General features: G+C 61.4%; 18 protein-coding genes. 3 read left to right on the plus strand and 15 right to left on the minus strand.

Going from position 1 to position 24,585, the window contains the following annotated elements; all coding sequences use genetic code 11:
• The first annotated feature begins 5 nt into the window (after positions 1 to 5).
• On the plus strand, positions 6 to 1,715 hold the full coding sequence (locus tag LSG43_RS11980) for a CocE/NonD family hydrolase (protein ID WP_231804396.1): 1,710 nt from the start codon (positions 6 to 8) through the stop codon (positions 1,713 to 1,715).
• Positions 1,716 to 1,836: 121 nt separating this feature from the next.
• Here LSG43_RS11980 and LSG43_RS11985 read toward each other — a convergent pair whose 3' ends face one another.
• From LSG43_RS11985 to LSG43_RS12015, 7 genes are all read right to left on the minus strand, one after another.
• Positions 1,837 to 2,529 (minus strand): class I SAM-dependent methyltransferase, encoded by a 693-nt coding sequence (locus LSG43_RS11985; protein ID WP_231804398.1) that lies wholly within the window; start codon positions 2,527 to 2,529, stop codon positions 1,837 to 1,839.
• Positions 2,530 to 2,537: 8 nt separating this feature from the next.
• Positions 2,538 to 2,951 carry a GFA family protein gene (locus LSG43_RS11990; RefSeq protein WP_231804400.1) on the minus strand — a complete coding sequence of 138 codons (414 nt, stop codon included), beginning with the start codon at positions 2,949 to 2,951 and terminating at the stop codon, positions 2,538 to 2,540.
• Positions 2,952 to 2,983: 32 nt separating this feature from the next.
• Positions 2,984 to 3,451, minus strand: coding sequence for an SRPBCC family protein (locus LSG43_RS11995; RefSeq protein WP_231804402.1), 468 nt, complete (start codon positions 3,449 to 3,451; stop codon positions 2,984 to 2,986).
• Positions 3,448 to 3,768 (minus strand): ArsR/SmtB family transcription factor, encoded by a 321-nt coding sequence (locus tag LSG43_RS12000; RefSeq protein WP_231804404.1) that lies wholly within the window; start codon positions 3,766 to 3,768, stop codon positions 3,448 to 3,450. The genes LSG43_RS11995 and LSG43_RS12000 overlap by 4 nt, the downstream gene beginning before the upstream one ends.
• Position 3,769: 1 nt before the next feature.
• Positions 3,770 to 4,405: a dihydrofolate reductase family protein gene (locus LSG43_RS12005; protein ID WP_231804406.1), complete on the minus strand. Its 636-nt coding sequence runs from the start codon at positions 4,403 to 4,405 to the stop codon at positions 3,770 to 3,772.
• A gap of 423 nt (positions 4,406 to 4,828) precedes the next feature.
• Positions 4,829 to 7,156: a putative bifunctional diguanylate cyclase/phosphodiesterase gene (locus LSG43_RS12010; RefSeq protein ID WP_231804408.1), complete on the minus strand. Its 2,328-nt coding sequence runs from the start codon at positions 7,154 to 7,156 to the stop codon at positions 4,829 to 4,831.
• Between the two features lie 6 nt (positions 7,157 to 7,162).
• Positions 7,163 to 7,651 (minus strand): putative pterin-binding protein, encoded by a 489-nt coding sequence (locus LSG43_RS12015; RefSeq protein ID WP_231804410.1) that lies wholly within the window; start codon positions 7,649 to 7,651, stop codon positions 7,163 to 7,165.
• 189 nt (positions 7,652 to 7,840) lie between these two features.
• Between LSG43_RS12015 and LSG43_RS12020 the strand changes: the two genes are divergently transcribed.
• Positions 7,841 to 8,392, plus strand: coding sequence for an FkbM family methyltransferase (locus LSG43_RS12020; RefSeq protein ID WP_369412485.1), 552 nt, complete (start codon positions 7,841 to 7,843; stop codon positions 8,390 to 8,392).
• Between the two features lie 20 nt (positions 8,393 to 8,412).
• Here the strand turns inward: LSG43_RS12020 and LSG43_RS12025 are convergent, their stop codons facing one another.
• The 3 genes from LSG43_RS12025 to LSG43_RS12040 are packed head-to-tail and all read right to left on the minus strand — an operon-like array spanning position 8,413 to position 16,120.
• Positions 8,413 to 12,108, minus strand: a complete 3,696-nt coding sequence (locus LSG43_RS12025; protein ID WP_231804414.1) for a TonB-dependent receptor — start codon at positions 12,106 to 12,108, stop codon at positions 8,413 to 8,415.
• Positions 12,105 to 14,054: a glycine-rich protein gene (locus LSG43_RS16550; protein ID WP_304622651.1), complete on the minus strand. Its 1,950-nt coding sequence runs from the start codon at positions 14,052 to 14,054 to the stop codon at positions 12,105 to 12,107. The genes LSG43_RS12025 and LSG43_RS16550 overlap by 4 nt, the downstream gene beginning before the upstream one ends.
• 20 nt (positions 14,055 to 14,074) lie before the next feature.
• Positions 14,075 to 16,120, minus strand: a complete 2,046-nt coding sequence (locus tag LSG43_RS12040; protein WP_231804416.1) for a Calx-beta domain-containing protein — start codon at positions 16,118 to 16,120, stop codon at positions 14,075 to 14,077.
• 293 nt (positions 16,121 to 16,413) lie between these two features.
• On the opposite strand from LSG43_RS12040, the gene LSG43_RS16645 reads away from it, so the two are divergent.
• On the plus strand, positions 16,414 to 17,343 hold the full coding sequence (locus LSG43_RS16645) for a helix-turn-helix domain-containing protein (RefSeq protein ID WP_231804417.1): 930 nt from the start codon (positions 16,414 to 16,416) through the stop codon (positions 17,341 to 17,343).
• 449 nt (positions 17,344 to 17,792) lie between these two features.
• Here LSG43_RS16645 and LSG43_RS12050 read toward each other — a convergent pair whose 3' ends face one another.
• The 5 genes from LSG43_RS12050 to LSG43_RS12070 form a co-directional block, all read right to left on the minus strand.
• Entirely contained in the window at positions 17,793 to 19,898 is a 2,106-nt protein-coding gene (locus LSG43_RS12050) for a beta-galactosidase (protein WP_231804419.1), read from the minus strand.
• 100 nt (positions 19,899 to 19,998) lie between these two features.
• Positions 19,999 to 20,871, minus strand: a complete 873-nt coding sequence (locus LSG43_RS12055; RefSeq protein WP_231804420.1) for a 2-hydroxy-3-oxopropionate reductase — start codon at positions 20,869 to 20,871, stop codon at positions 19,999 to 20,001.
• Between the two features lie 14 nt (positions 20,872 to 20,885).
• Complete coding sequence (gene hyi, locus LSG43_RS12060; RefSeq protein ID WP_231804421.1) at positions 20,886 to 21,662, minus strand: hydroxypyruvate isomerase; 777 nt, start codon at positions 21,660 to 21,662, stop codon at positions 20,886 to 20,888.
• A 12-nt stretch (positions 21,663 to 21,674) separates the two neighbouring features.
• Positions 21,675 to 23,411, minus strand: coding sequence for an ABC transporter ATP-binding protein (locus tag LSG43_RS12065; protein WP_231804422.1), 1,737 nt, complete (start codon positions 23,409 to 23,411; stop codon positions 21,675 to 21,677).
• A gap of 2 nt (positions 23,412 to 23,413) precedes the next feature.
• Entirely contained in the window at positions 23,414 to 24,583 is a 1,170-nt protein-coding gene (locus tag LSG43_RS12070; RefSeq protein ID WP_231804424.1) for an ABC transporter permease, read from the minus strand.
• Positions 24,584 to 24,585: the final 2 nt, after the last annotated feature.

Raw genomic sequence — 24,585 nt, forward strand, 5'->3', positions numbered from 1 at the left:
CGAAGATGGCCGGAACCTTCAAAATTCTCGACGCGGTCGCGGTGCCGATGCGCGACGGCACGCTTCTGCCCGCCGACATCTGGCTACCCGACGGGAACGGGCCCTGGCCCGTCCTCCTCCAGCGCACACCCTACCGTCGCGAGGACGTGCACGGGGCGCAATATATCTCCGCTCTCGAATTCCAATCCGCCCTGCGCCGTGGCTTCGCTGTTATGGTGCAAGACACACGGGGGCGCTACGCAGCGGGAGGGACCTTCGACCCTTTCACATGGGAAGAGGAGGACGGGGCCGACACCATTGCTTGGTTGCGGGCGCAATCCTTCTGCGATGGCCAAGTTGCGATGTTCGGCGCGTCCTATGTGGGTGCGACCCAGGTTCTGGCCGCCGCGGCGCACCCCGAAGGCCTTGTCGCGATCTCCCCGCAATTGACGACCGCGCGCCACGGCGAAACCTGGATGTACCGCTCTGGCGCGACCGAACTCGGCTTCCTCCTGCTCTGGATCATCGAAGCCCTCGGTGCACCCGATCTCGAGCGCCGGATCGCCACGATGGACGAGGCGACCGCTAACCGCCTATGCACATACTTCGCCACTTTGATGCGCGATCCGGACGCGGCCTTTGCACACCTCCCGCTGCTCGATGCCGATCTGCTCGGGCTCGCGCCTTACGCCGGGCGGTGGTTCGATGATGAGCGCGCCGCCAGCGCACTTCAGAATCGCGAGCGACTGGACGCCATCGCAGCAAGCGACGCCGCCATGCTGGTGACTGCAGGTTGGAACGACCTCTTCCTCGAAGGATCCCTCGAACTGTTCGAAACCGTCCGCCGGAGGCACTCTAACCCGGAAAACGTTCGAGACAGGCTGATAATCGGCCCCTGGTCACACGGAAACCCGAAAGACTGGCAAGGCGCGTTCTGGCACGGATACGCCGCCTCGACCGCGGGCCTCTCAGATATTCAGATTGACTTCTTCGACGCGGCGCTCAACGGCAGGCCGGCCACCGGCCCAATGGTCCGCTATTTCAGGAGTGGATCGAATACCTGGCACAGTGCACCGGACTGGCCATTGCCCGGTACAGAAATCAAGCCGCTCTATCTTGTTGGTGAACACCTAACTGAAATAGCCACCAATACGGACTGGTCACGCACCTATATGTCCAACCCCGCGTCGCCTGTCCCGACTACCGGCGGCGCAACCTTCCTGCCTGGCTTGCTTTTGGGCCGGAACGCCGGCCCCATGGAGCAGTCGAACATCGAACGCCGCGACGACGTCTTGGTCTTCACTTCTGCCCCCTTGGACGCGGAGGTCGAGGTGACCGGTTTGGTCAAGGCAACGCTTTGGGTTCAATCGAGCGCAGTCAGCTCAGACTGGACGGCCCGACTCTGCGAGGTACACCCGGACGGGCGCAGTTTTGGCCTTGTCGACGGCATCACCCGCTGGAGTAACCCCGGCATCGACACTCCGGTCGAGATCACCGTCCGACTCGGCCATATCGGCCATTTGTTCCGCGCAGGATCGCGTATTCGGCTTCAAGTCGCCTCGTCCAACTTCCCACGCTTCGACCGCAATCCACAGAGCCGGGTGCCAGCGACGCTGGCCACTGAAGCGGACTTTGTGATCGCCCAACAGGCATTGCTCGGTGGTTCCGGACGACAGAGCTATGTCTCGCTACCTGTAGTGCGCACGCAAAACCCGAGCATCGGCGTCCTTGGTTAATGCGCTTCGGCTTGTTGACAAAGCGCCCAAAGAGGTTGCGGCGCTAGCCTGTGTAGATGGCTTTGACCCAAGCGGCGATCGCGCCCTCTGTCTGGCCGGGGCGACCGGCGCACGACAGAGTTCAGGCCGGCGCAAAATGATAGGCAACACAGGGCTGGTCCAATCGTCGCCCGCCTTGGACCGTAACGCCAAGCCGCGTGAACCGCTGTTCCATCTCGGACCGCATTTCAGCCACTCGGTCGCTAGAAGCGGGATTTCCGCGAAGCAGATCGTCTTCAATTGTCTGGAAATCCGCAATGACGCGGCCAAGGACATAGCTCTGCCGTGACAGTAGCCTCCATCCTTTTCCGTCGAGACCGGCGAGGAGTTGATGCGCATGCCGGCGGGTGTTGCGTTCGTCCTCGACAGGAAGCACGACTTCGCTCATCGGCCCATCCGGCAGGGGATCGACAACATGCAGACGTCCATCCGGACGAAGATGCTGTCTCGCCTGTTCGATGGCATCGCCCCGAACCGACTCCGGAACATGATGGAAACTGAACAGATAGAGGACCAGCGCGGCGCCACCCGCACTTGCGGGCAAGGCCTCTCCATATCCAGTGGTGAACGATGCGCCGGCCACCGGCGGTCCGGAACGACGGGCTCGTTCGACAAGAGCCGGACTGGTTTCAAGTCCTAGCGCCCGCCAACCGGCGCTTGCCAAAGCGCGGGTGGCCGAGCCGTCGCCGCACCCCACATCGACCGCCAATGCGCCCGCCCGAACGGGCAGGAGCCTGTTGAGCAAAGCGAGATGCTGCTCAATATCCGATACCATTTTACCGCTTACCCGGGCATTTTCTCAAAGATCTGCAATGACCGGTCGAGCGCGTCCCAGCCATGCCCCCGCATATTGTAGGTGACCGCTTTCGGCTCGAACTGTCCGGGATCATCCAGGCTGGTCGCGTGGATGGCGATCAAGTCCGGCATGGCGTCGAAAGTGAGAAACACCGGCGTTCCACAGGTCGGGCAGAAGGCATGCGCCTTCATGTTGCCGCTGTCGCCGGCGACCTTCCATATCGTCGCCTCGCCGGTGATAGATACTTTCGCGCGAGCAGCAAACGTCAGATAGGACGAATGCCCCGTGCCGCTCCGCTGCTGGCACGCGCGGCACTGGCAGTGGTTTTCAAAGATAGGTTCGCCGCTGGTCTTGTAACGGATGGCGCCGCATGCGCATCCGCCTGTATAGGTGTTGGTCATGATATGTCTCGCTGTCGGGCGCTAAACGAGCGCTACGCCGAGGCCGCCTTGGGCTTGGCAAAAACGTCGAGCCCGCGACCGGTTTCAAGGAAGGATTTGAGGCTCGAGAGCACGACCGGCCAGCCTTTGCTGACGCCGTTGGCCATGCCGCTCCCCGCAATCAGATCGTCGTGGCTGACGGTAAGCTTGACCATCTCGGCGTACTCGTCGAGCGAGAACGTCACGCGGCTGTAGGCTTCAGGGTCATCCACCTGAGACGCGTTTGCCCAGGTAATGACCAGGCGCTCGGGCGGAGTGATTTCGACAACCTCGCCGACAAGTTCCGTCTCACCGGTCTCGTTGCGTACATGTTCCCATCGCGAACCTGCCTTCCAGTTCGAGATATTGGCATGCCCCCAATATTGCCGCGCGAGGTCGGCATTGATCAGTGCGTCGAACACCTTTTCGGGTGTAGAGGCGATAAAGGTCACGTAGACAAAAGATGTCGTTTCCCTGGTCATTTTGCATCCTTCTCCAATTCTTTCTTAAGATCATGCAACAAACTCAACCCGCGGTGTTCGAACTTGCGCACCCAGCGCTCGTACACCTCAAAGAGCGGCACCGGATTGATGAAGTGCAGCTTTTCGCGGCCGCGTTTCACAGTGCTCACCAGATTAGCGTCCTCGAGAATCTCAAGGTGCTGGGTAGCCGATTGCCGAGCCATATCGAGGTTTTCGCAAAGTTGGCCGAGCGTTTGCCCGTTCTTCTCGTACAGCCGGTCGAGCAGCAGTCTGCGCGTCGGATCTGCCAGTGCTTTGAAAACCAAGTCGTCGTTCATCTCATTCCCGCTTCAGGCAATCCCTTGCCTGCCTTTTATCACCCTCCGCGAGGACACGATAGGAAAGCACCGCCCGGCCGAGCGGGTCGGGCTTTGCGTCGATGAGATCGAGATGCACCTTGTTCGAGATGTCGGCGAACAGCCCCGTACCTCTTCCGAGCGCGACTGGGTGCACTATGAGCCGGATTTCGTCCACCAGCCCCGCATCGAGCAGAGCGGCGATCAGGGTCGCGCCTCCGGCGACATAGATATTGCCGCCTTTCCGTGCCTTAATCTCTTGTAATTGGCTGATGTTTGTGATGGTGGCAGTCGGCGGCCACTCAACTGCCTCCAGCGAACGCGACATTACGTAATGCGCAGATCCGAAGGCTTTTCGTGCGTAGTCCACTTCCTGCGGCGTCGGCATCCGTTCCATGAAAGGCGCCGGCGCCTCCGGATCCTCAAAGATACCCTGCCAGTGCAGTCCATAGGCGGGATACATGCGCCCTCCCACGATAAAGGCATCCAGGTCCTCAACCAGACCGGCGGCGTCAGCCCAGGACTCGACCCATTCGTTTTCACCGAAAGGGCCTTCAGTAAACCCGTCCAATGAAACCTGGATGGCGACGACGATCTTGCGCCTGATTTGATGTGACATCTTGTTCTCATAAGTTTGATACGCATCTTATATGCAGGTATTTACCTGCATGTAAAGCCGTTTTTTTGGAAGTCACATTTTGTGGCAACCCTACCAGCGCACCTGGGAAGGCTAGATCATGGATCTCCCAAGGGAATGCGAGGTCAGTCGTCGCCAGTCAGAATACTGCCTGGAATGCGGGCGGCCTGTATCAGGAGCGGTCGACGTGGCCGGCAAGGGGCCCAAACCTGTGGCCCAGCGCTTCGAGGAAACGGTATGCCGGCATCGAGAGTTCTATCCAACGCCTGCCGGGATCTGGCCGGGCCGCAAGTAGAGCCGATCCGCCGAACGTGGATCCGTCCCGGTCGCCGATCTTCGATCAGGGCCCGTGAAAAGCAGCCTAATTGCCCGTCTTTAACTGCGACAGGCTAACGGGTTCCTACGCTACACCCTTGTAACCGCAACCTGGGTTGGCTCGGAGAAGCCGTTCTCGGCCAACGATCTGAAGCGGCCCTCCGGTACGGGCCGACTGAAATAATAACCTTGTGCCTCGGTACAGCCGGCGCTGAGGATCACCTGCAACTGTTCCGGTGTTTCGACACCTTCGGCAACGGTGCTCATATTGAGCCGCCCGGCCAATTCCGACACCGATCTGATGATTTCAAAGCTGCCAAACGCGCCTTGCGAACCACGGATGAACGACTGGTCGATCTTTATCTTATCCAATGGAAAACGCATCAAATAGCTCAGCGAGGAGTATCCGGTGCCGAAGTCATCCAGGGCAACTTTCAAACCCAGAGAACTCAGATGTCTCAACATTTCGATGTTGGCCTGCGTATCCTGCAGCAGGACGGACTCGGTGATTTCCAGTTCTACGCGCTCCGCGGCCAGACCGGTCTCTGCAAGCGCCTGAGCAACCTGGTCGCACAGATTCGGGTTTCTGAACTGGACCGGAGAAAGGTTCACCGAAATGCGAGCATGCCCCGGCCATCCACAAGCATCCCTGAAGGCGCGTCTGAGTACCCACTCGCCCAGAATGTCGATAAAGCCGGTTTCCTCGGCGATCGGAATGAATTCTTGTGGCGACACCGGCCCAAACGTTGGGTGTGTCCAACGCAGCAGTGCCTCGCCCGAGGCCACCTGCATGGTTTCGAGCGCGACAAGAGGCTGATACAAAACCTCGAACTGACCCAGTTCCAGGCCAGTCCGGAGGTCGTCACCCAATTGGCGCCTGCGCAGTATCTTCGTTTCCATGTCCGGATCGAAACACATATAGGTGTTCGGTCCCGCGGCCTTGGCACCATAGAGCGCCAGATCGGCCTTCTTGACCAATTCATCGCTGGTCGTCCCAGCCTCTGTGGCAAACGCGATCCCAATGCACGTCGTCAAAGCAATATCTCTGCCGTCCAGATGAAAGGGCTGGCTGAATGCCGCAAGCAGACGCTCGGCAATGTCTACGGTATGCTCGATGAGGTCCCATTCTTGACGGACGAGGATCGAGAATTCGTCACCGCCCAGACGAGCGACAAGAGCGCCTTCGCCTGCCACAGAAGTCAGGCGCTGCGCTGAGGCCTTTAACAGGGCATCACCGACGGGGTGCCCCAATGTGTCGTTGATTTCCTTGAAGCGATCGAGATCGAGATAGAGCACCGCCAATCCGGCGGTTTTCCGATCGATCTGCTGAAGCGCCTTCTGAGTCTGATCCCAGAACGAGAGCCGGTTCGGCAAGCCCGTGAGATAGTCGTGATGCGCCATATGCGTGATCTTGTCCTGAGCGCGCTGGCGTTCGCTGATATCCTGGAATGTCGAGACCCATCCACCATCCGACAAGGGTTCATGAGACACACTGATGCTCGATCCGTTCTCCGTGCGAAAGACCATGGCGTGGAACGACGCTTCGTCCGAGGCAACGCTCCCCGCTCCAGGGATCACCTCTTTCGGAACCAGGTCCGACAATAAAGCGTTCGCCCAGTTGGCGTCTTCACTCAGTCCGAAGAGTTCGAGGAACCGGCCGTTGCAAACCAGCAGGCGCTGATTGGAATCGGTCAGGCAAAGTCCCTGCGACATGTTGTTGATGGCCGCCTCGAACCACTCGTTGCGGGTCTGTAGCGCCCGCTCCTTGCGGTTAAGTTGTTCGGATGTGTTCGCCAGAAGGCGATTGTGGAGCAGCACCAAAACTATGAACAGAAAGCCGCAGACAGTCAGCCCGACGGTTGCCCAGGTGAACAGGCGCTGGAGGTTGAACAACTCGTCGCGGTCCGCGTTTATGCGAGCGGAATTCCATGAATTTGCCGCAACTGATAGGCGCACGAGTTTCGGGTAGACGGGAGCGAGTATGGCCAAGGCCTCCTCAGCTACCCCCGGCGAGGCCAGATCGGTAATGAGCGGTTCAACCGCAGCCAAACTGGCGGCGAGATGGTCGACCGTTTCGCGGTTCCGCGGGTCGGCCAGTATGAACTCTGTAAGAAAGGCGGCTTGAAGGGTCTTCAGCCGATTGAGCACAATATCGAAACGCAATCGGACTTCCGCGACGTCAGCGTGCTCTTCGCCCAGCCGAAACGCGCTAATACGCTGCTCCAGCCGTGCAAATTCCGATGGCGTTTGAGCAATCAGCCAGCTCTCGTTGAGCCGGCCCATCGGATCAATCGTCACCTGCCTGTGGATGACCAGCGCGCCGAGATAGAGGGTCATGGTCACAAAGGAAATCGCGCTTGCTGCAAGTATAATCCGCAACAGGCGAAATGCCGGGCTCTCCTGCCTCACCGGCGACATGGAACGTTACTCGACGTAAATTTCTTTGACCTGCCATACCGCGCGGCCGTGGTAGGGTTGCCCCTGCAGTTCGGGATCGCTGTCAAAGGGATACATAACAAAGAACGGACCTTGGTCGCTGACCGGCATGTATTCTCCGTTTCTCTTTATGGCGAGGATGACACCATATTCTGTGAAATCGGTGACCGGAATGTCGACGCTATAGTCGTTTAGCGCCGTTACGGTTGCCGTGGAGCCCCCTATGTCGGCTTCCTGGAGGATCGTTTCCAAGGGCACGCCTTCGAAGGTGACCTCGCCCTCGTTCCACGGGGTATGCGTTCTCATCGTGACGAGCCCCATGCGCTCGAGATCGTCCCGGCTGAATATCACGGGGGCAGCCGTTTCTGAGCTTTCCATCACTAGCATAGGCACGTCGCTCTGGGCGGCGGCTGGTGCAGCAAGCAAAGAAAGGGCGATCAAGGACGCCACGCACAGGGGGGAGGCAGCTTTAGTCATGGGCTTGCTCCTTTCCTGCCTTATTCTTCGCACAAGAGCCTTCAGATGCAGTTAACGGCGAGGGTGCAACATCCTTGCGGACGTTAACCAAGCCTGCCAGATACGACCTCATCGGTGGGCCGGCCTAGACCTGCCAAGGAACCGATTCATTGGCCGATTGGTCAGGGCAGAGATTGCGAGGTGGCGAAGGTGACAAGGGGTCGATCGATATACCTGGACTTTGGAGCCAATGACGGCTCGACAGTGGCGGCTTACCTCGCCGCAGCGAAGGTGGATCTTTGCTACGCCTTCGAGCCGAACCCTACGCTTGCCGCCGCACTTCGTCTCCGGTTCGACGGTCAAGGGGTGGAGGTCGTGGAGAAAGCCGCTTGGGACAGAGATGGCACCATGCCTCTCTATCTCGGCCATTCCCAGTCATCGACGTTGCTCACCGGGAAAGTGCCTTTGGACAATTACCCCGAATATGTGATCACCTATGACGCATCCGTGGATGTGGTCACACTCGATACAGCGAAATGGTTGCGTGAAACCATCCGGCCTGGAGATGAGGTGGTCATGAAGATGGACATCGAGGGCTCGGAGTATGTCGTTTTGCCCAAGCTGATCGAAGGCGGCGAGATCGACATGATCGCCGAACTTCGATGCGAGTTTCATCCGGAGCGTTTTCCTGCGTACCAAGGTCTTCACGGCGACCTCGTGAAGGACCTTGCCTCCCGAACCCGACTGGTCGAGTGGCACTAGCCACTTCCGCCCATCGGCGCCTAGAATTTCCCGACGATGTTGATGAACACGCCGCGGTCGTCGAGGGTGAGGTCGCGCAAATCGTCCGAGAAACGACCAAAGTTGTAGCCCAAGCCGACCTTGAAATTATCACCGAAATGCCGGTAGGCGGCAGCGAGTGCGCCATAGTCGGTGGTCTGGGCTTCGGGCATATGCATCACGCGGCCTTCGATCAGTACGTCCCAGTTCTTGACGACATGCAAGTCGGCACGGATGATCGCCAAATGCGCTGAGGAGACCTGCCAGGTGTTCTCGAACGCGGTGCCCGATCCGTTGTCGGTCCGGTAGCGGATTTCGCCGTAGCGGAACCCGTATTTGCCGCCGAGGGTGAGCCAAGGTGTCAGGTCGTAATTGACGTCTGCAGAAAGAATGTGACTGCGCTGCGCGGGGGCATACTGGTCGCTCGCACTCCCGCTCGTGACCTGGTTGTTGCCGGGCAGGTCATAGAGCCAGGTGTAGCGGAAGAGTGCGTTGAGGCGCTCGTTGTCGACGGGTCGGTAGGCATAGCCGAACGAGGCTTCGACATAGTCGGTGTCCCCAAACGCCGTTTCCGGCGCGGTCGCGTCCGAAAGCACCGCGTTGATATTGGCGAGTAAACGCCAGTCGTCGCTGGTTTTCCAGGAAAGCCCCGAATTGAGCAGGTAGGAATTCTGATTCCGGCTGCCGTCCGACGACTCTTCGAGCCGCACTTCGGCATTGGCATGCGCGCGGATACCCGTCTCTTCGTTAACATAGCCGATGCCCACCGATGGCACCACGCGGTCGAAGTCCGCCCGCTGCAGGCCGGTCACGGGATCGATCGTGTCGTCCCGCACCTGCCCGGCCACCAGCCCGACATCGACGCTCCAAAACGCATCGGGTGTCAAAAGAACGCCATAGGTCTGCGTCAGCGAGCGGCGGCCGCCGAACATGTCGTAGCTGGTCTCCGCATAGGTCGAGGCGACTTCGTTGAGCCGGCGCTGCAGCCCCGTCACGATGGTCCCGTGGTCTTCACCCAAAAGATCGAACGTCTGATCGAGATCGAACGCCCGGTTTGGATCCAGCCGATAGCCGATATAATAGTGCTCGTCGTCGTTGGGATCGTACCCCAGCGATGCGAGCACCCCTAGCCCGTGCGTGCCATAGGAAATCTCACCGGACACCGACAGCGTCTCGGTCAACTGGAATTCGACCCCGACGCCGGTCCGGTCGTTCCGGTCGATATCACCGTCGCGCGCGAGCGTGGTTTGGCCGAAGACGTAGGCCAGCATATCCTCGTCCCATTCGTAGGTGAGCCGCGCGCCGGCATCGAGCCGCGAACCGTCATAGCCGCTTTTTCCCGCGGAGATGGCGTCCGGCGACATGAGTTCGGTGTAGCCGAGACCGAAGGCTACGCTTAAATAATCGTCGATCTGCCACGTGAGACTCGCATCGCCCTCGCGACTTATGTCACCGTCCGCGTCGCCGAAGTCGTCGTAACTTGCCGCGATCCCGAACGTCTCGCTAAGCGCGACATCGGCGCTTAGGCCCCATGCCCACTGGTCGGTCTGCACCTCTTGGGAGAGCGTGGCGAAGCCCTCGTCCTTTTCCTCGTAGTAGGCCTCGACCGTCCCTGCGAGCCCTTCCGTGCCAAGATCGGCGAGATCGGCCTGGCCTTCCACCCGCCACGCCCAGGCAGCGCGGTTAGAGACCCAGCTGATCCCTTGCTCGCCCCAGGTCAGGCCGCCATCGACGGACCGCAGGGACCCGAACCCTGGCCCCTCGGACCGAGCAATCTCCGCCCGGAGGAAGGTCGTCTCGGAATAGCGCAGTTGCGCATCGACGCCGACGGCGGTCTGGTCCGCGATGCCCGTGGTCTCGCTCAATCCCGTGACGCCGATCCGCACGTGATCGTTGAACCAGTGCTGGGCGCGCCCGCCGAGCGAATAGCCGTCCAGGTCCTCCGCCGAGGGAACATATTCGTACTGCGCAACCATGTAGACTGCATCGCCGCTCCCCGCACCCGGCTGCACCGGACTGCCAGACCCGGTGAACCAGGGCAGCGGCCGCGCCAGGATAACGACGCCCTGCAGGTAGTCGATGGTGTAGTCCTCGCCATAGCGCAGCACGCGCCGCTCGATCACCCGTCCGCTCACGCTGTTGCGGACTTCCACCGTGATGGTTTCCGACCCGATGGTGATGTCCTGCCGCTGGAGGAAATAGGCCGAGCCGCCCGTCGCCAGAAATTCCTCTCGCTGGGGCAGCGTATCGGGCAAGGCCGCATAGACCGTTACTTCGGTCTGCCGTTCGCCAAAGCCCGTCACCTGATCGGAGCGGTAGACCGCGTTGGCGCCGTAAAGCATGCGTTCGGTCCGCATGAACTCGGTACCGGTGATGCTGGTTTGGTAATTGCCCCACATCGCGTGGCTGTCGCCGCGCTCGAGCCGGACGTAGAACTTGCCGCTCGTGGGCGCATCCTCGATCATGGAGGAGTCATCGCCATAGACCGGGTAGTAGTCGTCAGGGTCGAGGTGACGCAAGAGCGCTCGTGGATCGCGGTCCCCAAGATTGGAAAAGAGGCTACCGAGCCCCTCTTCGCCAGTATCCGCGGCCGCGGTAAGCAGATACTCGCCTCGGATCTTGCCCTTGAGATAGAAGGCCAGCCGGCCCTCCGAGTAGACCGCATCGTATTCTCCTGGCCGCACGTTTTCGATCATCTCGTCGCCCATGCGCCTGCCGATGGTGAGATCGGCCAGGGCCACATAAAACCAGTCATTTTCCGGGATGGTGACGTCGCGCACGAACTGCAGCGTACTGCCCTTGCCGTACCCCGTGAGGTTAACGTCAACCGCATGCTGGCCAGCAGGCATTATCCGCCGGATGACGAAGCTCCTGTTGCCATCGACCGGCACCATCTCGCCAAGCGCATAGACATCGAACCCTTCGGGCACATTGCGGCCGTAGACCGTGACTGCGCCGCCATAAACCTGGATATTGCGGATCGCCGTCCGGTCGGTATCGAGATCGGGCAGCCGCGGGTCGAACCGGCCGTCACCACTAAGCGGCACCGTGGTCTTTACAATCGGCAGAGGCGCTGTCTGATCGAAGCGGCCCTGCGCATCATAGACACGCAGCACATAGGCATATTCGGATGCCTCGTCGTCAGGCACCCTCCATTGCGGCAAGTCCCAGGGCGTCGACGGCAACACCGCAAGGGGCCGGTCCGCGGACCCCGCACCGGCATCGTAGATCCGCACTTCGGCTTGCGCCACAAAGGCGGGGTAGTTGACATAGGCCCGGAACCGAACCGGATCGCCTGCCGCATACGACGTCCGGCGCGCCTCGGTCACGACATTGAGGACAGGCGTCGTGTCGAGCCCGTCATACTTCACCTGGATATCGACGGCGCTCAGCGCGAGGTCGGTGCTCCGCTCGACATCGGCAAGTGCGATCGGTGCGCTGGCGTCGAGCGGTTGCCCGTCGACACTGATGCGGAACGGGATCGACCCTGAGGGAACGCCCGATTCTGTGTTTTCTCCCACAGGCATGGACCCGGATTGGCTCTCATAGGCCGCCGCACCCGGAACCCCTTGCGTGCACCCGGCATCGGCGCATGGTCCGGTCTGCGCCGATGCGGCCGTGGAGGCCAGGACGACACCAGTCAGCAGGGTCAGCCACGACAAGAATGCGCTGGTAGCCTTGTTGTCCAACACCCTCATTGTCCGCCCTCCACGCGCACTTCGATTTCAAGTCTGTACAGCTCCGCAAAGGCGCTCCAGCGCGCGCGGATGAGCGCCGCCGTCTCGCGCAAGCGTGCTTGTGCGATATCGGTGTCGCCGCCCGCGGTGACGTAGGAAAGACGCAGCACCGAATGTTGCTCAGCCAGGAGCGCAACGAGCTGGTCGATCCCCTCGTCCCATTGCGGATTGAGCGCGGTCGTGCCGGGCACGAACGCGCCGTCCTCGAGATCGAGCCGCACCACCCGCCCGATCGCCGCACCGAAATTCAGTTCGGTCATCTTGCCCGCCGTGAGCCGCACGACGCGCGGGTTCTCCGTGGTCACCCGATAGCCCGTCGGCAGGGTGCGCGTGTCGAGCTTGAGGATGAAGTTCGAGCCGATGCGATGATCGGGCAAAAGCGCACACGCGACGTGGAACCGGCCATGTTGATCGGTGGTGATGAGCCACCCTTCCACCGATGCCAGCCGCACCCCGGGCAGCCCTAATTCACCTTCGTCCTGATAGCCGTTACGGTTGACATCATCGAAAACCTTCCCGACCACATCCCCGCAGTCGAATACGGCATCGTCCAACACGGTGAAAGGCGCTGTCACGACGGGGGTCACCGGCGTGTCCGGCGGTTCGGTGACCTGCACGGAATTCCTGTGTTCGCCCGGCTCGGCCGAACTGAGCACAAGAAGGCGCAGGCGGATTTCGAGCTGGCTATTGCCCGGCACCGACAGATTTTCGAAGTTGACGGTGTTGCCGCTGACCGTCGGGGTCGCCGGATTGCCGTCGATGGTTGCCGAGCCTTCGACGAAACGGAAGCCTTGCGGCACGATCTCGGTCACCGTCAACCCATCCCGCTCGTCAGGCGCAGCGTTGGTCGCTGTGATGAGAAATGGAACCTCCTCGCCCCGCCGAACAACCCGCAGCAAAGCGACCTTCTCGATTGAGATGAGGCCCGGAGCAGGAGGAGGGTCGTTCCACTGGATGACCAGCAAACCATTTCCGCCCGAGCCTAGCCGAGGGCCACCAATTGCCACACCGGCGATATACTGGGGGTCCGTCGTATTTGCAGGGTTCTCACGGTTGCCGGCAACAGTGCTGCCACTACTGATACTCGTCGATAGGTAGCTTGAACCGCCCGCCCCGCCGCCCTCTTGGCCACGTGCCGGATTGATGCCACCACACGTAAGGGCAACGAATTGTGCGGCTCCGCCGCCGCCGCCGAAAAAGCCACCGCCGCCACCACCGCCGGCGCCGGTATTGCCGGCATTCGTAAAGCCGCCGGCACCGCCCTGAAAACTGGAACCGGCCTCGCCCGGCCTGTTGCCCGCTCCCCCAGCGCCGCCGGCAACAAGCGTGCCTGCCGTTGCAGGAGCGCCGGGTCTGCAGCCATTGCTGAAAGCGGCATCCTGCTCCCCTGCGCCGGCAAAACTCTGGACGAAGGCTGTGCCTGCGTTGCTCGCGGTCGCTCCGGCTGATCCGCCACCGCCGGCAGCGGTAACCAATTCTGTGCCGGTGTCGTCGCGAAGCGCAGAACGGCCACCGCCGCTACCACCATCGAAATTGCCCGCGGTACTATCGTTACCACCCGCGCCACCGCCACCGTAAGTCGGCGTCGTGCTGCGGCTCTTGCCCCCTTCGCCGACGATGACGGTCAAAGTGCTGCCTGCATTCACCGTCAACGTGCCGCCAGCGAAGGCACCGGCGCCACCCAAACCTGTAGCACCGCCCGATGATGCGCCGCCGCCGCCGCCGCCCCAAAGCCTTACGTCGATCGTGGTCACACCAGACGGCACCGTGAAGGACTGATCGGTGCCCGAAAAACTGAAACGGCTGCAATATGCAAATCCGGCATCGGGCGTACAGCTTTCCTCCGCCGCCCGGAGACCTCCGGGCAGATCCAGGCCCCAGACCCACAAGGAGATGCCAAGAACCATGGCAAGGCGCCCTGCCCCCCTCATCGCGACGCCTCCACGCGCATTTCGATTTCAAGTCTGTACAGCTCCGCAAAGGCGCTCCAGCGCTCGCGGATGAGCGCCGCCGTCTCGCGCAGACGTGCTTGTGCGATATCGGTGTCGCCGCCCGCGGTGACATAGGACAAACGCAGGACCGAATGTTCCTCAGCCAGGAGCCCGACGAGCTGGTCGATCCCCTCGTCCCATTGCGGCGCGAGCGCGGTCGAACCGGGCACGAACGCGCCGTCCTCGAGATCGAGCCGCACCACGCGCCCGATCGCCGCACCGAAATTCAGTTCGGTCATCTTGCCCGCCGTGAGCCGCACCACGCGCGGGTTCTCCGTGGTCACCCGATAGCCCGTCGGCAGGGTGCGCGTGTCGAGCTTGAGGATGAAGTTCGAGCCGATGCGATGATCGGGCAAAAGCGCGCACGCGACGTGGAACCGGCCATGTTGATCGGTGGTGATGAGCCACCCTTCCACCGATGCCAGCCGCACCCCGGGCAGCCCTAATTCACCTTCGTCCTGATAGCCGTTACGGTTGACATCATCGAAGACCTTGCCGATCACGTCGCCGCACTCGAACACCGGATCGGCCAGCACGGTAAATGGCGCGGTGACAACCGGCGTCACGGGCGTATCGGGCTCCTCGATGACCTGCACGGAATTCCTGTGCTCGCCCGGTTCTGCGGTACTGAGCACCAGCAGACGCAGGCGGATTTCGAGCTGGCTGTTGCCTGGCACCGAGAGGTTTTCGAAGCTGACAGCGTCGCCGGAAATCGTCGGGGTCGCCGGATTGCCGTCGATGGTTGCCGAGCCCTCGACGAAACGGAAGCCTTGCGGGACCATCTCGGTGACTGTCAACCCATCCCGCTCGTCGGGCGCAGCGTTGGTCGCTGTGATGAGAAATGGAACCTCCTCGCCCCGCCGAACAACCCGCAGCAAAGCGACCTTCTCGACCGTAAAGGGGTCCTCATTGTCGAGGATGGTGTAGGTGCTGCTGACATTGGGCACGGCGCCGCAGGCTTGGGTTCCCGAGATCGTATAGTTGGCCGGATCCTCCTCGATCCGTATTTCGATGGTTTCGTCGCTCTCGGCATCGTCATCATCGACAATACTGATGCCCAGCGGAATGGGCTGGGTCGCGTCGTGCTCACCGGCCGGCACCGTGATGGCAAACACATTGGTGCCGCTCGGCGTGGTAAAGTCGGCGCCGAGCACCGCCGTGCCGCCGGTGATCGTGATCTGCACCGTCACTGGACTGTCGAGCGTGCCAGCCAGCCGGATCGCTGGAATGTTCGCCGTCGCGATCTCTTCGGCTCCTGATGACGAGCCCGGCTGAAACTCGATATAGGGCGTGAGCCTGACATCAATATCGTCGAGAATATTGCCTACACTGCCGGCTTCGCGCGACTGGAAGCCGATCGTCGTGAGGCCGTTCTGGTTCCAGGTAAAGGTGCCGGAATAGCGGGCCCAGGTCGTGCCGTCGGCCTGGTTTTCGAGATTGACAGTTCCGAGGCCGGTCGCCTCGATCAATCCGGAGCCTGCCGTGTTGGTACGGGCATCGAATATGGTCGTGGCGCCCGCGCCGCTTGGGTCAGTACCGATATTGAAGCGGAAGAGGTCCGTGTTGATACGGCCGCGGTGAAAGAGACTCCACTGCACCTGCTCTCCGGTGACCATGCAAACTTCCTGGTAAAGCCGCCGCCCGCCAGTATACGCGTTGAGTTCGGCCCATTGGTGGCCGTCAGGAGCAGTTATGCCTTCGGCATTGCGGAACATCTGGATGGGGCTCTCGACCGGCGGAGCCGCCTTGTGACCACCGCAGGTGCCGTGAGTACCGGCATGCCATGCACCGTTCCAGGTGGGCTCGGTCGTCTCCCACGCTGGAACGAGACTGGATTCACGGATGGTAAAGCAATTGGCGCTTGGCAGCACCGGCTCTTCGAAGCTGGTGTTGATGAAGCTGCGTTGGACTTGCCCATGCACGGCGGCAGTCGGAGCAAGCGATACGGCGACGGCAATGAAGAACGGGACAATGATTCGCAAAATGCGCGACATCGGGGACAGCGCGCAAACACTCCTCGCGGCACGGCCGGAAGACCGCCGAATGCGCACCGGCGTCAGGCTCCGTGCAGAACGTAGCGCCCTGTATCTGCAGGGGCAGACGCGTAAATGGATCGATTGTATTCAGCCATGGGTATCGCCGCTCTAAGTCCCCACATCTTAGAAATTATTTACCTTTAATTTCAATCAGGTATCTTAGCCGCCTGGTTTCCTCTCGCTATCCGTTATCGGAAGTCGTCGTATAGACGACCATCATTTGGGGGCATAGCAGACCGGTGGGAGACACATTTTTCTTCGGTTTTCGCGATATCGACGATTTACGCGAAAACTTGCGTGGTCGGAACACAGCGCCCGTACAGATTGAACCGGGTCAACTGCACATCCGCATGCGCAGCAGAGACCTCGACGGCGTAATATTCTCCGACGTCCATGTAAACCGTAAGGTCATAGACCATACTCGTATGGAGCCCGGATGGATCAGCTTTGTGGTCAACCTTTCCCCGGCGGTATTCTGCGGCATGGATGTCGCCGGGGGACATCTGACGATGTTGGCGCCAGGACAAGCATATCGCAGCGTGCTCGCCAGCCCATGGCACGCGATTGAGATGACCGGGCGGTTGTCGGTGTTTTCCGCCGAGGGGTTACGACCACCCCACGGTTCTGCGACCGGGCCCGGAAGAACAACGATTCCATTGACCAGTACACTGATCGGGGTTTTCAAACGCCTTGCCGCCGCAGCCTTCGAAGCCGGCGGGGCCAAGGATAGCTGGCTTCGATTTGCGGTGTTGAGTGCCCTTGGCGAAGCACTCGGAATAGGACAGTCCGTGCGAAAAGATCCGGACCGCCGGCCCTTGGCATCGGGCTACGGGTTAGCGCAGAAGGTGGTTCGGCACATTGAGAACCGATTTGGACAAAAGGTCTCCGTGACCGATATTGCCTCCGAACTCGGCGTGACGCCCCGCGCCCTTCACTATGCCGTTCGGTCCATATTCGGCATAAGTCCGTTCGAATTAATTCTCGCTTTCCGCCTCGGACACGTGCGCAAAGAATTGTGGGACAGACGGTTCCACGAGCACGGAATTACACGTGCAGCAATGACGCAAGACTTTGGGCACCTGGGAAGGTTTTCGCAGCAATATCGCTTTCTGTACGGGGAATTGCCGTCCGAAACACTTGATCGGATCCGACGGCTTGCCGGCACGTAGGCCGTTTGGCCCCCTGTCCCCGGCCGACGAACGACACTTGCTTGCCTCTGCTCCCATCGCGCAAGCAGGCATCGACGCGGGACAGCGAAGACGCCGACATCCCGCCTCGGCCGATCGCTACCTCGCTCCGCCGCACCATAGGACTGACGGACCAGCCAGCCCTGCTGAGCACTGACGCGGCGGTGCAGCAAACCGCCAGCACCGGCAAACCCGTCTGCGGCACCTTACTTCTTTAGGGCCGCAGAGCATTTGAGGCCGACAGTGGCCCGTCCGGTTCTGGTCGGGAAGGGATAAACTGTCAGTATTGCCGCCACTCTTTGCAGCCGACCAAGGTTCGTCGAAAATGCGCTTCGTAGCTCAAGGTAAACACACGGGAAAATCGGTAAGCCATTTCCACATGCGACCCGTGCAACACCACGAGTTAGACGCGCACCATGTCGCCTTGCGGATCAGTCGGCAATCTCGGCCACGATAGCGTCGCGCGGCGGCACGGTGAAGCGCATGCCATCAAGAGCGTCGCTCGCGCCCCAGAAGATTCGGCCAAACCTGGCCGAACCGTCCCCAAGTGCGATCCGGCCACTTTGCGGCTGCCGCGTCGAGTTGACGATCCAAAGGTAGGAGGATTTTCCGTCCGAGTGTACACGCGCCTGGACGTTATTGTTAGTGCTCGACACCCTTGCAGGCCGCCCGGCCCATTCGAGCATCTGCGCAAAAAACTGACGCCCGGCTTCGCTTTGGGTCCGGTAGTAGCCCACCGAGGGGTGCGTTCCCAATAAGAGGGTGTGCCCCGCACCGAACCGGTTCTCCGCGGCGGCAACACGGCCATCGGCGAACCAGCCACGCTCGCGGCCCTCACATCCGGAATAGGACTGGAGGAACCCGCCACCCTGGATTTGCGCCCCCTCGTAGTCGAACCGTATCCGGTCGCCGATGTCCGGCATGAACTCGACAGTATCTTCCTTGACCCCAAAGACCGCATCGAGACCCAGATTGGGCTGGACCGTGCCAGCCCGCCCGCGATCACCGAAATAGCCCGGACAGGCCTCGCAGATCAGCCGCCCGCCCTTGTTCACCCAGTCGGTCAGTTGGCGGGCGTGTTCGGCGGTGAGCATGATCGGATACGGGAAATAAAGGGTCTCATAGGCAGCGATGTCGTCGATATGTACCCAGTCTGCCTGAATGTTGTTGTCGAAAAAGCCGCGATAGGCGCCCCACATGGCCGCTGCATAGGTGTCGTAGCCACCTTCATGGCTCAGAAGATAATCCCATTGCTGTGTTTCAGGCGCGACAACGATCCCAATGTCGCCTCTAACGGGGCTGGCGGCCATGAGCGCTGACTGGTCGGGATGGTTGGCCCATTTGGCTATCGCGCTGGCGGCGTCCGAGCGCGGGGTGCGCGCACCGTCCATGCCGTAGGACCCAAAGGCGCCAAAGAGCGGGCCGTCGAGCAAGGGGCGATAGCGCAGATTGAGCACGCCCCGAGCGCCGCCGGCAAACGAGGTTAGCGTCCACACGCGGACATCCTCGGGCTCGGCGACGCGTCCGTCCTCCTTGTCGCGGCCCACGACCTGCGGTTGCATCCAGAGCGGGCCGCCCTGGCGCTCGGCGTGCCAGAACGGCTTGCCCCGCGCGGCGGCGCGGTTGAGATCGGCGGCATAGAAGCTGCGCCAGGCCTGGTTGCCCTTGCGCGCCTGAATCCAGGTGTAGCCATAGACTTCGACCTTGGAAGCGGCGAGCCAGTCATCGCTGCCGCGCGCGGCCATATCGGGTATGGCCCCGGCAACGCCATGCGCGGCGATCAGGCACTCGGAATCAACGGCGCGGATCGTATCGATGCGCCATTGCATTTGGCCGTAGTAGTTATCGCGCTTGAAGGCGAGCCAGTCGAGACATTCTGGATAGGGCGCGGTCTGGACCGGGGGTTCGATATCGTCCCATTCAGCATAGGAATAGCGATACCAGGCGCGCGCCAGCGTATCGAGGTCACCGTATTTCTCGCGCAGCCACTCGCGGAACGCGGCCTTGGTGTGGGGATTGTAATCGACGAGCGGGGAATAGTTGCACTCGTTCCAGACATCGTACCCCAGAAGCCCTGGGTGCCCCTTGTAGCGCTCGGCAAGCGCGGTAAGGAAACCGCCCGCGGCCTGTTTGACCTCAGGGCAGTTGAGCGTTAGCGCACCCGCCCCGCCCCCATTGGGAGCAAACCCGCCGGTTGCGGCCGAGACACCCATAATCGAGGACAAGGCGGTGCCGTCGGCCTTCATCTGGCGGGCGTGGGCGAATTTCCGATAGGCCCAGTCGGGCACGGTATGGGTCAGTTCCGCGATGATCGTCTTGATGCCGTTAGCGGCAGCGAGATCGAGCTGCCGGTCGTATTCTTCCCAGTCGTATTCGCCGGGTCGGCGCTCGATGGCGCTCCACATGAACCAGTGACGGAAGACGTTAATCCCGTCTTCGGCGGCAACCGCGTAATCGCGCTCCCAGTCCTCCCGAGGAGGGTTGGATTTGCGGAAATAGACAGCGCCGAATGGCACCTGCATATCGATCTTCGCCATGTGCTGAACTCCGTTTTGGCGGGTCACCGGCCACACCTCACCCGCGTTCCCGGCAGGCATGTGCCGGAAACAACGGTCGCGCGGGGCACCGGTCCTCGGTTTAGCTGTTGCCCGCGAGGGCCTCGAGGGTGAGATAGAGCGCCGAGTGATCCCGGTCGCCGTCGCCGCGTGCGATCGCCGCGTTCATCAATTGCTCGACCGCCGCCGCGTTGGGCAAGGCAAGGCCCAGCTGCCGCGCAGAATCGACTGCAAGTGCCATGTCTTTGCGGTGCAGCTTTATTCTGAACCCGGGGTCAAAGGTCCGCTCGATCATACGCTCGCCATGAATCTTCATGATCGTCGAGCCGGCGAAGCCGCCCAGGAGCGCCTCGCGCACGCGCGCGGGGTCGGCGCCCGCCTTTTGGGCAAAGACGAGACCTTCGGCCACCGCTTCGATGGTGAGACCGACGATGATCTGATTGGCAACCTTGGCGGTCTGTCCGTCGCCCACCGGGCCGACATGGGTGATGGTCTTCCCCATGATCTCAAACAACGGCTTTGCACGGGCGAATGCGTCTTCGCGCGCACCGACCATGATGGTGAGCGCAGCGTTGCGGGCCCCCACCTCGCCGCCGGATACCGGAGCGTCGACATAGGAACAGTCCAGGGCCTCGATGCGTGCGGCAAAGTCCTTGGTGGCAACCGGAGAAATCGAACTCATGTCGATCACCATCTTGCCGGCGCCTAGGCCTTCCGCCACACCGTCGGGCCCGAACAGGACCGCCTCGACGTCAGGGGTGTCGGGCACCATGAGGATCACCACATCAGCCGCCTCGGCTACCGCGCGCGGGCTTTCGAGCGCCTTGCCGCCCTTCTCGACTAATTCCTGGCTCTTGGGTTTGACCCGATGGAGAAACAGCTCGTGGCCTGCATCGATCAAATGTCCGGCCATGGGAAGCCCCATGACGCCAAGTCCGATAAATCCGATTTTCATCGCTGCACCACTCCTTAGATATAGGGTTTCATCCAGCCCAGACCGTCGCTGGTCTTGCCGCGGGGTTTGTACTCACACCCCACAAAACCGTCGTAGCCGATCCGGTCGAGTTCGGAGAGCACGAACCCGTAGTTGATTTCGCCGGTGCCGGGCTCGTTGCGCCCGGGATTGTCGGCGATCTGAACGTGGCCGATTCTATCCTTGTGCCGGGCGAAGGTCGCAACGAGATCACCCTGCATGACCTGAGCGTGATAGACGTCGTATTGCAGGAAAGCGTTGTCCGCTCCGACGGCATCGAGTATCCGCAAGGCGTGGTCGGTCCGCGAGACGAAAAAGCCCTGCACGTCGGCTGTATTGACCGGTTCGAGCAAGAGCATGATGCCCGCCTCCGCCATCCGGGGCGCGGCGTAGCGCAGGTTGTCGACAAGCGTCTCCTCGAGCGTGGCGGGATCGGCGCCTGCCGGTGCGAGCCCGGCCAGGCAATTGATCTTCCGACACCCGAGTACGCCAGCATAGGCAATTGCCTTGTCGACGCCCTGACGGAATTCGGTCACCCGGTCCGGCAAACAGGCGATGCCGCGCTCGCCCCCGGCCCAGTCGCCCGAAGGCACGTTAAAGAGCGCTTGTGTCAGATCGTGTTTGGCGAGTTGTTCGGCGATGTCGCCGGCGGGAACGTCGTAAGGGCTCATGTATTCGACCGCGGAAAAGCCGTCCGCCGCCGCGGCACCGAAGCGGTCGAGAAAGTCGTGCTCGGAATAAAGAAACGAAAGGTTGGCCGCGAATTTGGGCACGAGAACCTCCTTTTAGGCTTGGAAACGGTGGCGGTGCAGCATGCGCTTGTGGCGCGGATCGGGGCTCGGCACAGCGGAGATAAGGCTCTTGGTGTAAGCCATCTCCGGCGCGGTGCAGATCTTTTCTGCCGCATCGAGTTCGACGATCTTGCCCTTATGCATCACCGCCACGCGGTCGCAGAAATAGCGGACCGTCGAGATGTCGTGGGAGATGAAAATGTAGCTCAGGTCCAGCTGGCGCTGGATGTCGAGCAACAGATCGAGAATCTGGGAGCGGATCGATCCGTCGAGCGCCGAGGTCGCCTCGTCCGCAACGATGATCTTGGGATCGAGCGCCAAAGCGCGCGCGATGCCGATACGCTGGCGCTGACCGCCGGAAAAAGCGTGCGGGTAACGCTCCATGGCGAGCGGGTCGAGACCCACAAGTTCGAGAAAATGCGCGACCTTGTCCTCGATGGCCTTGCCGCTCATGCCTCCGGTGACGACGAGCGGATCGGCGATCACCTGTTTGACGGTCATGCGCGGGTTGAGCGACGCAAACGGGTCCTGAAAGACCAGCCGCACCTGACGGTGAAAATCACGCAGCTTGTCCTTGGACAGGGCCCGTACGTCGATCTCCTCGCCCGGTCCGGGCCGATAGGTGATCTTGCCTTCGGTGGGCTCAGTGATCCGCAGGATCAGCCGGCCGAGAGTTGTCTTGCCCGACCCGCTTTCGCCCACAATGCCAAGGTTTTCGCCTGCGTGGAGATCGAAGCTCACACCATCGACCGCCTTGAGCGCGGAAGGCACCTTGCCGAACCAGCTCGTACCGCCACCATAGACTTTCGTCATCTCACGCACCGAGAGGATCGGAGTGCTCCACTCCGCCGGGCCGCCCTGGGCCGCCTTGCGGCCTTCCTCGAGCTTGACCGTCGCCGCGAGCAAACGTTTGGTATAGGGGTGCTGCGGCGCGTGAAAGATCGTGTCGACATCGCCCGTTTCGACAATCCGCCCGAAGCGCATCACCGCAACCTCGTCGGCCACCTCGGCAACCACGCCGAGATCGTGGGTAATCAGCAGCATCGCCATGCCACGCGAGGTCTGCAGGCGCTTGATGAGGTCGAGAATGTCAGCCTGCGTCGTCACGTCGAGCGCCGTGGTCGGCTCGTCGGCGATCAGGATGTCGGGATCGCACGCGAGCGCCATGGCGATCATGGCACGCTGGCGCATGCCGCCCGAGAACTCGAAGGTGTAGCGGTCAATCATCTCTTCGGGTTTGGGGATTTCGACCTGTCGCAGGAGTTCGATGGTTTCGGCCCGCGCTTCGGCCTTGCTCATATCCCGATGAAGCCGCAGGACCTCGATGATCTGCGAACCGATCGTGTGAACCGGCGAGAGCGAGCTCATCGGTTCTTGAAAGATCAGCCCGATCTTGCCGCCGCGCAGCTTCAGTATCTCCTTGCTGCCGTCAGGAAGCGCCGTGACGTCGAGCGGATTGCCATCGGTGTTAAGTGTCACCGTGCCGCCCGAAATCCGCCCGGGCTTGTCGACGATGCGCATGAGCGCGCGCGCCGTGACGCTCTTGCCCGATCCACTCTCGCCCACGAGGCAAAGCGTCTTGCCGCGTTCGAGAGTGAACGAGACGTCGCGCACGGCGTGCAGGATATGCGTGCGAAGCGGGAAATCGAGGCTGAGATTTTCGACAGAAAGCACCGGCCCGCCGGTATGAGGCCGTTGCCCTGTTTCGCCGATTGCAGATATTTCAGCCATGGTCAGGACTCGTAGGGGTCGGCGGCATCGCGCAGACCGTCACCAAAGAAATTGAAGGAAAGCACCGCTACCACCACCGCGCCTGCGGGCCAGACAAGAAGCCACGGCGCGCTGGAAACGGTCCTGATGTTCTGGGCGTCCTGAAGCAGAACACCCCAGGAGACGACAGGCGGTTTGAGCCCGATGCCGAGGAATGAAAGCGCCGTTTCCGCGATGATCATGGTGGGAATCGCCAGCGTCACGACTGCCAGAATGTGGCTTGTGAGCGAGGGCAGGATATGCCGGAAGATCAGGCGCCGCTCCCGCGAGCCGTCGAGCCGCGCAGCCGTGACGAAATCCTCGGTCTTGAGCGCAAAGAAGCGCCCGCGCACCTCGCGCGCCAGCCCGGTCCACCCCAGAAGCGAGACGATCAGCGTGATGATGAAATAGACCTGCAGGGGCGACCAGGTGAGTGGAATGGCGGCGGCCAGACCCAGCCAGAGCGGAATTGTGGGCATGGCGCTCACGACCTCGATCAAACGTTGGATCGCGGTATCCACCCAGCCGCCGTAATAGCCCGAAAGACTGCCCAGAACGATGCCCAGAACCAGGCTCATACCCACACCGATCAGGCCGATCGACATCGAGACGCGGGTGCCGTAGATGAGCCGGCTCAAGAGGTCCCGCCCCAGCCTGTCCGTTCCCAGAAGATACATAGGCTGGGTCGGATCGAGCGCCCCCAGCAGGTGCATGTTCATGTCGAATAGCCCCCAGAACTTGTAGGGGGCGCCTTCGACAAAGAACCCGATCGGTACGATCTGCTCGTCGTCGGGCACGAAGGTCCGGCGATACGATTCCGGATCGACCTCGACCGCGTATCCCTTGACGTGGGGCAGGAACCGGCTCTCGCCGTCCCCGCCATCCACGAAGAACCCGATCGGCTGGGGCGGCGCGTAGGTATATTGCGGCCGCGACGCCGAGGGATCGCCCGGCGCCAGGAATTCGGCGAAGGCTGCGACAAGGTACAAAACGATGATGATTGCAGCCGAGACCAGCGCGAGCTTGTTGCGGATGAACTTGTGCCAGATCAGCTTCCACTGACCCGCCGCAGCCATTTCCTCGCGGCCGCCCTCCGGTTTGAGTGGCGTTACTGCGGGTCCGGTCTCATCCTGTATGTGAACTGTTCTATTCATGG

The organism is Pelagibacterium xiamenense (assembly GCF_021166475.1).
GTDB classification, from domain to species: Bacteria; Pseudomonadota; Alphaproteobacteria; order Rhizobiales; family Devosiaceae; genus Pelagibacterium; species Pelagibacterium xiamenense.

Coding starts and splice junctions, on each gene's coding strand:
- LSG43_RS12055 (WP_231804420.1), bottom strand. CDS start 20,871: ATGAAAATCGGATTTATCGGACTTGGCGTCATGGGGCTTCCCATGGCC.
- LSG43_RS12005 (WP_231804406.1), bottom strand. CDS start 4,405: ATGTCACATCAAATCAGGCGCAAGATCGTCGTCGCCATCCAGGTTTCA.
- LSG43_RS12025 (WP_231804414.1), bottom strand. CDS start 12,108: ATGAGGGTGTTGGACAACAAGGCTACCAGCGCATTCTTGTCGTGGCTG.
- LSG43_RS12010 (WP_231804408.1), bottom strand. CDS start 7,156: ATGTCGCCGGTGAGGCAGGAGAGCCCGGCATTTCGCCTGTTGCGGATT.
- LSG43_RS11980 (WP_231804396.1), top strand. CDS start 6: ATGGCCGGAACCTTCAAAATTCTCGACGCGGTCGCGGTGCCGATGCGC.
- LSG43_RS16550 (WP_304622651.1), bottom strand. CDS start 14,054: ATGGTTCTTGGCATCTCCTTGTGGGTCTGGGGCCTGGATCTGCCCGGA.
- LSG43_RS11985 (WP_231804398.1), bottom strand. CDS start 2,529: ATGGTATCGGATATTGAGCAGCATCTCGCTTTGCTCAACAGGCTCCTG.
- LSG43_RS12070 (WP_231804424.1), bottom strand. CDS start 24,583: ATGAATAGAACAGTTCACATACAGGATGAGACCGGACCCGCAGTAACG.
- LSG43_RS12050 (WP_231804419.1), bottom strand. CDS start 19,898: ATGGCGAAGATCGATATGCAGGTGCCATTCGGCGCTGTCTATTTCCGC.
- LSG43_RS11995 (WP_231804402.1), bottom strand. CDS start 3,451: ATGACCAGGGAAACGACATCTTTTGTCTACGTGACCTTTATCGCCTCT.
- LSG43_RS12065 (WP_231804422.1), bottom strand. CDS start 23,411: ATGGCTGAAATATCTGCAATCGGCGAAACAGGGCAACGGCCTCATACC.
- LSG43_RS12015 (WP_231804410.1), bottom strand. CDS start 7,651: ATGACTAAAGCTGCCTCCCCCCTGTGCGTGGCGTCCTTGATCGCCCTT.
- LSG43_RS11990 (WP_231804400.1), bottom strand. CDS start 2,951: ATGACCAACACCTATACAGGCGGATGCGCATGCGGCGCCATCCGTTAC.
- LSG43_RS12000 (WP_231804404.1), bottom strand. CDS start 3,768: ATGAACGACGACTTGGTTTTCAAAGCACTGGCAGATCCGACGCGCAGA.